Here is a 10,773-nt window from a genome sequence, read left to right as displayed (position 1 = left end):
CGCTCTGGGGCGTCATGCGGAGGCGTTGCCGTTGGAGGAGCGGGCGTTGCGGATCACCGAGTCGGCGCTCGGCCCCGATCACCCCAGCACAGCCACTCGCCTGAGCAACCTCGCCCACACGTACAGCGCTCTGGGGCGTCATGCGGAGGCGTTGCCGTTGGAGGAGCGGGCGTTGCGGATCACCGAGTCGGCGCTCGGCCCCGATCACCCCAGCACAGCCATCCGCCTGAGCAACCTCGCCGCCACCTACGTCGCTCTGGGCCGCCCTGCCGAGGCGTTGTCGCTTCAGGAGCGGGCGGTGCGGATCAGCGAGTCGGCGCTCGGCCCCGAACACCCGGACACCGCGGCGCGCCTGAGCCATCTGACTGCCCTCCGCGCATCACTGGACAGGACGACGGACGAACCGTAGACCTGTCGGGCAACACGGCAGAGGGCCCGTCCGCGATCTTGACCGCGACGGCCGGCGGGATCACCATGGGAGAGCGGTCGTGGGCGAGAGGAGTTGCCGCACATGAGGGTGAATGACGTGCCCTTGCGCGTCCTGGCCGTGGACGACGAACAACCCGCGCTCGACGAGCTGCTGTATTTGCTGGGGGAGGACCCGCGGGTCGGGACGGTCGTGCCGGCCGCGGAGGCGACCGAGGCGCTGCGCCGGCTGAGCCGGGCGCTGGAGGAGGGCCCGGACGGCCCGGAGGGCTTCGACGTCGTCTTCCTCGACATCAACATCCCCGGCCTGAACGGTCTCGAACTGGCCAGGCTGCTGGGCGGGTTCGCCGCGCCGCCGCTGGTCGTCTTCGTCACCGCGCACGAGGACTTCGCCGTACGCGCCTTCGAGCTCAAGGCCGTGGACTACCTGCTCAAGCCACTCCGCAAGGAGCGCTTCGCCGAGGCCGTACGCCGGATCACCGAGCTGGTCCGGGCCGGGCAGGGGCCCCGCCCGGCCGCCCTCGCCGTACCCGCGTCCCCGGCCTCCGCCCCCGCTGACCAGGTGCCCGTGGAACTGGGCGGGGTCACCCGCTTCGTGCCCCTCGCCGAGATCACCCATGTCGAGGCACAGGGTGACTACGCGCGGCTGTACACCGGGCGGGGGAGCCATCTGGTGCGGATACCGCTGTCCACGCTGGAGGAACAGTGGCGCTCGCGCGGTTTCGTACGGATCCACCGCAGCCGGCTCGTCGCCCTCGGCCGGATCGAGGAACTCCGCGTGGACGGCGGCAATCTGTCCGTCCGGATCGGCGACCGGGTCCTCGCCGTGAGCCGGCGCAACGCCAGGGAGCTGCGGGATCTGCTGGCCGGCCGGGCGGCGGGCCGAACACACTGAGCCAGGCCCGCGGGGACGTAGCCGTCCGGCCACGGTGGCCGAACCCCGACGGTGCCTCCACCTGGTGAACGGTGCTTCTCCGCCGTGGCGTTGGTCACGTTCACACCGGCGCCGACACGGGCAGGGCTAACCCCTGAGACCCGTGCGACGGCGAGCCGCCTTGCGGCGCGGTCAGGGGCGGAACTTGTGTGGGGGAATGGTGAACGGCGGCCGAGGCCGCGCGCGCTCCCGAGCAGTCGTTGATGACCGTTAACGGGAGCGTCACAGCGATTCGTGGTACTTCACCGAATGAATACGTATGGTTGTGAAGGGAGGAATGAGTAGGTGGCGAGCGCTTTATTTCTCGCCAGCCTTGTGACGTTCGTGCGCGACTGCGGTTCACCACACGTGTAGGCAACACGGACAACTGGGTCACAGGCCAGGGGGGGTACCTGATGTCCTTCGTCAATCCGGACCGTGCCACGCGGCAACTGCTGAGGCAGGGCGGGTTTCGCAGACCGTCCGTTCCCGGAGCGTGGCGCACCGGACGCTGACGCGCGGTCTGTGAGGCGCGAAATCGTGCTGGACAGCGGATGCGAGCGGACGCAAGACACCTTTCGGCACTCCTGGGCCAGGCCCTGGACTGCCCTACCGGGGGACCGGGCACCCCCGCCGGACACGAGCGGGCGGACCACGTACGCGACAGGGGGATGCGATGAGCAGCGTACGCACGGTCCGGAAGAAACGGTCGACGGGTCCGAGCGACACCCCACGAGTTCACCACGCCACCCGATTACTAGGCAGAGGTTGTAGTGCCCCCGCGATATTCAGCCATATCCGAGCAGATACTTCTGGAATCCTCCACCGAACCAGGCCGTTCTCTTGCACAATCCGCGCTGTTCTGGCTTGACGGACGGCTCGGCAAAAGCATCGAGTTAGCCGCGGCCGCCACGGAACCGGCCCAGGGGGAACGGGCCGGCCGTGCGGCCGTACTGGAGGCGCGCATCTGGTACGCGACGCTGCTGACGCGCGTCCGCGGCCTCAGGCCCGCCGAACGTCTCATCGCCGGCGAGGCACCCGCCTCCCCGGGACCGCACCGACCGGAGGTAGAGGCCGCGCTGCTGCTGTGCCAGGCCGAGATCCATCTCGCCGGGGGGAAACTCACCGAGGCGACGGCGGCGGCCGAAGCGGGTCTCCGGCTGGCGGTCCAGGCCGGGAGCCGGGGACTCCCCCCGCGCGGGCACGTGGTCCTGGCCGTGTGCTCCGTGCGCTCGCTGGACCTGACGACCGGCCTGCTCTACGCGAACCGGCTGCGGGACGCGGGGCTGCTCGGGCAGGAGAACCTGATGCCGGGACAGTGCGTCTGGGCCGCCGCCCAGGCCCTGGAGGCGCGCGACGGGCTGGAGAGCGTGGCCCACCTGCTGAAGGGCATCATCCACGACGAGGTGCTCGCGTGCGACCTGCTGGTGTCCCAGCCGGCGGCGGCCTCCTGGCTGGTGCGGGCCGGGCAGCGCCTCGGCGACGACGACCTGGCCGAGCGCACCGTCCGCACCATGCGGCAACTCGCCCGCGGCAACCCCGGGTTCCGCAGCATCCAGGCGGCGTCCGAGCACGCCGCCGGACTGTACGAGCGTGACGTGGACGCCCTGGAGGCCGCCTCGGAGCGGCACCTGGACCCGTGGGCCCGGGCGTCCGCGCTGGAGGACGCCAGCCGGATGCGCTCCGCGCGCGACACGGAACGCGACCAGGCGGTCGACCTGCTCCGGCGCGCGGCCGACGCCTACCTGGGCGCCGGGGCGTCCCGGGACCTCTCCCGGGTGCAGAGCCGGCTGAGGGAACTCGACGACCACGGCGGCCGGCCGGCAAGGGGCCGGACCCGGGTCAGCCGGCTCACCGACACCGAGTTCGCGGTGGCCGAGCTGGTCAGCCAGGGCCTCACCAACGGGCGGGTCGGCAGCCAGCTCTACATCTCCCCCCACACGGTGGCGTTCCACCTGAAGAAGATCTTCCGCAAGCTCGACGTGACCTCCCGCGTCGAACTGGCCCGCTCCTGGAACCGGATCCTGGTGGAGGAGGCCGACGACAGCCCCGGCGAGCCCGAGCCCGGCTTCCTGGCCCGCCCCTCCATGGCCCGGCAGGCCGTCTAGCCACTGTCGGCGCGGCACCGTCGTCGCAGGTGACGGCTCCGCGCCCGCACCACCACCCCGGCCCTACCAACCTGAGGGATGCCGCCGCGGCGGTCTCCCGCCGTAGCCTCGACCGAGGGAAACACCGCTCCTCACGTGTTGTGCCGTCCCGCCGGCATGCGCCGCCCGGAAACGACCGGGCGGGTTGTCGGAACAGCCACACCGATTGGCCAGGAGACACGTCATGACCCAGCTTCTGCACATCGACGCGAGCATCCGCTCCGGCGAGTCCGTGACGCGGCAGCTCACCGCCGAGTTCGTCACCCAGTGGCGGCAGTACCACCCCGACGCCGGTTACACCTACCGTGACCTCGGTGCCGAGCCGATCCCGCACATCACGCACGAGGTGCGCGAGTGGCTCTTCGACCCGGCCGGCGCCCTGCACGGCGTCACCCCCGAAGAGCAGGCGCTCACCGAGGCGCTGCACGCCGAGGTGCGCGAGGCGACCACGATCGTGCTCGGCATCCCGATGTACAACTACACCATCCCGTCGTCCGTCAAGGCCTGGATCGACCGGCTCGTCACCCCGGCGCACATGCTGCCCCCGGGCGCCGAGTCCGGCGCGCTGAGCGGCAAGAACGTCATCGTCGTCACCGCGCGCGGCGGCTCCTACGCCCCCGGCACCCCGCGCGAGGGCTGGGACTACCAGGAGCCGTACCTGCGGGCCGTGCTCGGCGCCATCGGCCTCGCCGACCATCTGAGGTTCGTGCACGCCGAGCTGACCTTCGCGGCCATCGTGCCCGCCATGGCGCAGCTGAAGCCACTGGGCGAGAAGTCCCTCGCGGACGCCCGGGAGACCCTGCGGAAGCTCGCCGTCTGACCTTCGGCACCACCATGCACGGGCGGGCGCACCCGGGGCTCAGGGGTGCGGATATCCGCGGGCCAGGTACGTTCGCACACACTGTGGGGAAGGTGCTTCATGAGCGAGATGCTCTCCTACGAGGAAGTCTGGTCACGCACCCATCACTTCGATCCGCCCGCGATCTTCGACAAGCTCCGGGAGGAACGCCCGCTCGCGAGGATGGCCTATCCCGACGGTCACATCGGCTGGTTGGCCACCAGCCACCAGATCGTCCGCGAGGTACTCAGTGACCCCCGCTTCAGCCACAGCCTGGAGATCGGGCACTTTCCCGTCACCAAGTACGGTTCCACCGTCCCGCAGTTCCCGGCGCTGCCCGGCATGTTGATCCACATGGACCCGCCGGACCACACCCGGTTCCGCCGCATGCTGGCGCGGGAGTTCACCGTCCGGCGCATCGCCGAACTCACCCCGCACATCGAGACGGTAGCCGTCGAGCAGATCGAGGTGATGCGCGAGCACGGCGCCCCCGCCGACCTGCTCACCACCTTCGCCAAGCCGCTCGTCCTGCGGGTCCTGTCCGACCTGGTCGGCCTGCCCTACGAGGAGCGGGAACGGTACGCCGACGCGCCTGCCATCACCCACGACCCGGACGGTGACGCCGAGGAGTCGATGGCGGTCTACCAGCAGGTCGGCGCGCTCATCGGGGAGACCATCGAGCGCAAGCGCGCGCAGCCCGGCGACGACATCATCAGCCGCCTCCTGGCCGCCGGCGAGCTGACCGACGAGGAACTGGGCAACATCGTGGCCCTGTTGCTCTTCGCGGGCTACGAGACCACCGAGAGCGCGCTCAGCGTCGGTGTCCTGGCGCTGCTGCACCACCCCGAGCAACTCGCCGCCCTGCGCGCCGACCTGTCCCGCATCGACACGGCGGTGGAGGAGATCCTCCGCTACGTCACCGTCAACCAGTACGAGATCTTCCGGACCGCGCTGGAGGACGTCGAGCTGGACGGTCAGCTGGTGAAGAAGGGGGAGACCGTCACGGTGTCGCTGCCGGCCGCCAACCGCGACCCCGCCAAGTACGGCTGCCCCGCGCACCTCGACCTCGACCGTGACACCGCCGGGCACCTGGCGTTCGGCCACGGCATCCACCAGTGCGTCGGCCAGAACCTGGCCCGCCTCGAACTCCGTACCGGCCTGCGCGCGCTGCTGCGGGCCTTCCCCGACCTGCGGGCGGCCATCCCGGCCGAGGAGGTCCCGCTGCGCACGCGCGGCTCCGTCTTCGGCCTGAAGAGCCTCCCGGTCTCCTGGTGAGCCCTCCGCTCTCCTGGTAGGCCCTCCGCTGCCCGGGCAAGCCCGCCGGCCGCTCGGCAGGCCGCCCGGTCACCTGGCTGTACGCCCGCCCCTCGCCGACCATCCGGCGGTACGGCGGCCACCCGCGCGACGGTGCGCGGGCCGGCCCCGACCGCCCGCTCCGGCCGCTCCGGGCCGGCCTCCCGGCCGTCCGCGGCGGTGGGACCGGCCACCTCGCCCGCCAACGCGGCGCGGACCGGCCGTTCCCGCTCCCTTCCGGGCGCCTGACCGCCGCGCGCACCGCCGCGGCGGAGGGATGTCTGCTCCCGTCGTTCCGGACGACGGCCGGCTGTCCTATGCCGCACAGCCGCCCGCGCCGTGTCCGGTATCCGCCCCCGACCCGCTGCTCCCGGTACCCGCTGCCGCCCTGTGGAAGGAGTCCGAGGCGTGCGTCCCGACCTGGTCACACCGCTTGCGGTCACGCTGCACGAGCACGCTCTCCGCATCCCGGAGAAGGTCGCCTTCGCCGACGACCGGCGCGCGGTCACCTACGCGGAACTGGAGGCGCGGACGCGACGGCTCGCCGGACATCTGGTCCGCCTCGGGCTGCGGCGAGGCGACCGGGTGGCGCTCTGTCTCGGCAACTCCGTCGCCATGGTGGAGGGGTATCTCGCGGTCGTGCGCGCCGGCGGTATCGGCGTGCCGGTGAACCCGCGGTCCGCGCCGGCCGAGCTGGAGTACCTCCTCGCGGACAGCGGTGCGGGGTTCGTCCTCGCCGAGGCCAGCAGTGCAGTGACGTTTCTGCATATGCTGTCGTCCGCCGTGCCGGACGCGACCGTCCTGGTCGCCGGCCCCGCCCCGGTCCCGTCGGGCACCCACTCCTACGACGACCTCGCGCTCACCGAACCCGGCACGCCGGCCCCCGACGACCTCGGCCTGGACGAGGTGGCCTGGATGTTCTACACATCCGGCACCACCGGCCGCCCCAAGGGCGTGCTGTCCACCCAGCGCAACTGCCTCTGGTCGGTCGCCGCCAGCTACGTACCCATCCCGGACCTGCGCCAGGACGACCGGGTGCTGTGGCCGCTGCCGCTCTTCCACAGCCTGTCACACATCGCCTGCGTGCTGTCCGTGACCTCCGTCGGCGCCACCGCCCGCATCACGGACGGCAGTTCAGCCGACGACGTCCTGGACCTGCTCCGCGCGGAGCAGGCCACCTTCCTCGCCGGCGTCCCCACCACCTACCACCACCTCGTCGCCACCGCCCGCCGCACCGGCCTGGCCCTGCCCGACCTGCGCATCGGACTCGTCGGCGGCGCCGTCACCGGCTCCGAGCTGCGCCGCTCCTTCGAGGAGACCTTCGGCGTCCCGCTGGTCGACGCCTACGGCTCCACCGAGACCTGCGGCGCGATCACCATGAACCCGCCGGACGGTGCCCGCGTCGAGGGCTCCTGCGGTCTGCCCGTGCCCGGCGTCGACGTCCGCATCGTCGACCCCGACACCGGGCACGACACGCCCCCCGGACAGGAGGGCGAGGTCTGGGTCAGCGGGCCCAACGTCATGGTCGGCTACCACAACAGTCCCGAGGCGACCCGCGCCGCCCTGCGCGACGGCTGGTTCCGCACCGGCGACCTGGCCCGCCGGGACGAGGCCGGCTACTTCACCGTCTGCGGCCGGCTCAAGGACCTGATCATCCGCGGCGGCGAGAACATCCACCCCGACGAGGTCGAGGCGGTCCTGCGCACCGCCCCCGGAGTCGCCGACGCCGGGGTCGCCGGGGCCGCCCACGACACCCTCGGCGAGGTCCCCGTCGCCTGGGTCGTCCCCGGCCCGGCCGGCCTCGACACGGCCGCCCTGCTCGACCACTGCCGCGCCCGGCTCTCCGCATACAAGATCCCCGAGCGGATCCACGAGGTCGCGGACATCCCCCGCACCGCCTCCGGCAAGATCGTCCGCCGGCTGCTCGCCGCGCAGCCGTACTGGCCGCGCCATACGGCCGAGGGCCACCACGCCGCACTCCTCAGCATCGCGTGGGTCCCCGCACCGGTCGGCACCGGCGGCGCACGCCCGGCCGCGTGTGCCGTGGTCGGGGAGGACACGGACGGACTCGTCGCCGCCCTGCGCGCGGCCGGTGTCCGCGCCGAACTCCACACCGACCTGGCCTCCGCCGCAGCCGGTACGGCCCCCGGCCCGATCCTCCTGCTGCCGCCGGCCCCCGCCGCCGACCCCCGCAACCAGGCCCGCCTCCTCACCGAACAGGTGACCAGCGGAGGTGCCCCCGCCGAGCTGGTGGTCCTGACCCGGTCGGCCACGCCCGCCGGCACCACCGCGCCCGACCCCGTCGGCGCCGCGCTGTGGGCCGCCGTGCGGTCCCTCCAGGCCGGCGGACACCTGCAGACGACCGTCATCGACCTCGACGCAGAGCCCCCGGACGCGGAGACGCTGCTCGCCGCACTCTCCGCCGGAGAACCCCAACTTGCCGTTCGCGGTACGGAGTTGCTGGTGCCCCGGTTGTCACCCGCCCCCGTGGACGACCGGCCTCGGCCCGCCCCGGCTCTGGCCAGTCCCGGAACCGTCGTCATCACCGGCACGGACACCCCCCTCGGCGCCGCGCTCGCCCACCACCTCGCCGCCGTGCACCAGGCCACCCACCTGCTGCTCGTCCACGCACCCGGCACGACCGAACAAACCGACCCGGACGCCTGGCCCGCCGGCACCCACACCACCAGCGCCACCGCCGACACCTCCGGCCTGCGCGCTGCCCTGGCGGACGCCGGCGCGGTGACCGCGGTGGTGCACACCGCCGACGACCCCGACCTGGTCCGCACGCTCGGCCAACTCGTGGACGACACCGCACGGTTCATCGCCGTCACCGACGGCACCGCGACCCTGGGCGCACCCGGCGACCCGGACCGAGCGGTACGCGGCGCCCTCACCGAGGCCGTCACCTACGCCCGCCCGGCCGCCGCCACCCTCGCCTGGGCCGCCGCCGACGACACCGCCCGACTCGCCGATCTCCTGGCCGCGTTCGACGTCCTCCTGGCCGGCGAAGCCCCGGCCCTCCTCGCGCCGCGCCCGGCACCGCCCGGCCCGACCCGGCCGGTACCCGCGATCCTCCGCGCCCTCACCGAGCCGCCCGGGCGGCAGGTCCGCCCCGACGCCGGTGTCACCGCCGCCCTGCGCGCACGTCTGACCGGCCTGGACGAGCGAGCCCAACTGGCCCTTTTCGAACACCTGGTCCGCGAGCAGGCCGCCACCGTCCTCCACGGCCCGGACGCCGCCCCCCTGCCGGCCGGCCGCGCCTTCCGCGACCTGGGCCTGACCTCGGTGGCCGTCGTCGCCCTGCGCGACCGGCTGACCGAGCACACCGGGTTACGGCTGCCCACCACCGTGACCTTCGACCACCCGACCCCGCGGGACCTGGCGGCCCATCTGCGCACGGAGATCCTCGGCCTTGCCGACACCCCGGCCCAGGCGGAACAGCCGACCGCGGACGCGGATCCGCAGGAGCCCATCGCCGTCGTCGGCATGGCCTGCCGACTGCCCGGCGGCATCAACTCGCCTGACGAGCTGTGGCAGTTGCTGGCGGCCGGCCGGGACGCCGTCTCGGACTTCCCGACCGACCGCGGCTGGGACCTCGACGGTCTCTTCGACCACGACCCGCAGAAGACCGGCACGTCCTACGTCGCCCAAGGCGGATTCCTGCCGGACGCCGGCCTGTTCGACGCGGGTTTCTTCGGCATCTCGCCGCGCGAGGCGCTGGCGATGGACCCGCAGCAGCGGCTGCTCCTGGAGACGTCCTGGGAGGCGCTGGAGCGGGCGGGCATCGATCCCCTGTCGCTGAAGGGCACCGACGTCGGCGTGTTCGCCGGAGTCATGGGCCAGCAGTACGGTACCGGCGGCGAAGTCCCCGCGGTACTCGAAGGCTTCGTGACCACCGGAACCGCGTCCAGCGTGGCCTCCGGCCGGGTCGCCTACGTGCTCGGCCTCGAAGGCCCCGCGGTGACCGTGGACACCGCCTGCTCCTCCTCCCTGGTCGCGATGCACCTGGCCGCCCAGGCGCTGCGCAACGGCGAGTGCACCATGGCGCTGGCCGGCGGCGCGACGGTCATGGCCACCCCGGGCACCTTCGTGGAGTTCTCCCGGCAACAGGCGCTGGCCGCCGACGGCCGCTGCAAGTCGTACGCGGATGCCGCCGACGGCACCGGCTGGGCCGAGGGTGCCGGTGTCCTCGTCCTCGAACGGCTCTCGGAGGCCCGGCGCAACGGCCACCGCGTGCTGGCGGTGGTCCGTGGCAGCGCGATCAACCAGGACGGCGCCTCCAACGGCCTGACGGCCCCGAGCGGACCCTCCCAACAGCGCGTCATCCGCAAGGCGCTGGCCGACGCCCGGCTGACCACGGCGGACGTGGACGCGGTCGAGGGCCACGGCACGGGCACCACCCTCGGCGACCCCGTCGAGGCGCAGGCGCTGCTGGCGACGTACGGACGCGACCGCGAACAGCCTTTGTGGCTGGGGTCGTTGAAGTCGAACATCGGGCACACGCAGGCCGCCGCCGGTGTCGCCGGTGTGATCAAGATGATCCAGGCGATGCGGTACGGCGTCCTCCCCGCCACCCTGCACGTCGACGCCCCCTCCTCCCAGGTCGACTGGTCGGTGGGCGCGGTCGAACTGCTCACGGAGGCCCGGGAGTGGCCGCAGAAAGCCGGGCGTCCGCGCCGGGCCGGAGTGTCCTCGTTCGGCGTGAGCGGCACGAACGCACACGTGATCATCGAGCACGTACCGGAGCAGCCGGCGGCCGACCGGGCGCCGTATGACGGCCCGGTGCCGTTGGTGGTGTCGGCGGCCTCGGAGGGTTCGCTGGCCGGGCAGGCGGAGCGGCTGGCCGCGTTCGTCGGCGACACGGACGCGTCACTGGTGGAGGTCGCCGGGGTGTTGGTGGCGCGTCGGGCGGTGTTGTCGGAGCGGGCGGTGGTCGTCGCCGGGTCCCGTGAGGAGGCGGTGGCCGGGCTGGCGGCGCTGGCTCGCGGGGAGTCGGCGGCCGGGCTGGTGACGGGCGCCGTGCGGTCCGCCGGGCGGACGGTGTTGGTGTTTCCGGGGCAGGGTTCGCAGTGGCTGGGGATGGGTCGTGAGCTGCTGGATTCCTCGCCGGTGTTCGCGGAGCGGATCGAGGAGTGCGCCCGTGCTTTGGCGCC

6 protein-coding genes are annotated in these 10,773 nt (G+C 73.0%); all 6 read left to right on the top strand.

Annotation, left to right across the window (positions count from 1 at the left end; translation table 11 throughout):
• Positions 1-409 (top strand): tetratricopeptide repeat protein (locus tag ACZ7DL_RS38650; RefSeq protein ID WP_470781705.1); only part of this gene is annotated, 409 nt, incomplete at its 5' end.
• 102 nt (positions 410-511) lie between these two features.
• Positions 512-1,321 (top strand): LytR/AlgR family response regulator transcription factor, encoded by an 810-nt coding sequence (locus ACZ7DL_RS38645; protein ID WP_470781703.1) that lies wholly within the window; start codon positions 512-514, stop codon positions 1,319-1,321.
• 791 nt (positions 1,322-2,112) lie between these two features.
• Positions 2,113-3,447 carry a helix-turn-helix transcriptional regulator gene (locus tag ACZ7DL_RS38640; protein WP_470781701.1) on the top strand — a complete coding sequence of 445 codons (1,335 nt, stop codon included), beginning with the start codon at positions 2,113-2,115 and terminating at the stop codon, positions 3,445-3,447.
• 223 nt (positions 3,448-3,670) lie between these two features.
• Positions 3,671-4,306 carry an FMN-dependent NADH-azoreductase gene (locus ACZ7DL_RS38635; RefSeq protein ID WP_470781699.1) on the top strand — a complete coding sequence of 212 codons (636 nt, stop codon included), beginning with the start codon at positions 3,671-3,673 and terminating at the stop codon, positions 4,304-4,306.
• 99 nt (positions 4,307-4,405) lie between these two features.
• On the top strand, positions 4,406-5,599 hold the full coding sequence (locus ACZ7DL_RS38630; RefSeq protein ID WP_470781697.1) for a cytochrome P450: 1,194 nt from the start codon (positions 4,406-4,408) through the stop codon (positions 5,597-5,599).
• 426 nt (positions 5,600-6,025) lie between these two features.
• On the top strand, positions 6,026-10,773 hold a 4,748-nt coding region (locus tag ACZ7DL_RS38625), incomplete at its 3' end, for a beta-ketoacyl synthase N-terminal-like domain-containing protein (protein ID WP_470781695.1).

The organism is Streptomyces sp. NPDC036984 (genome assembly GCF_055607665.1).
The sequence above is the reverse complement of the archived record's forward strand: the minus strand, read 5'-3'. Positions and strand labels throughout refer to the sequence as shown.

Coding starts and splice junctions, on each gene's coding strand:
- ACZ7DL_RS38630 (WP_470781697.1), top strand. CDS start 4,406: ATGAGCGAGATGCTCTCCTACGAGGAAGTCTGGTCACGCACCCATCAC.
- ACZ7DL_RS38645 (WP_470781703.1), top strand. CDS start 512: ATGAGGGTGAATGACGTGCCCTTGCGCGTCCTGGCCGTGGACGACGAA.
- ACZ7DL_RS38635 (WP_470781699.1), top strand. CDS start 3,671: ATGACCCAGCTTCTGCACATCGACGCGAGCATCCGCTCCGGCGAGTCC.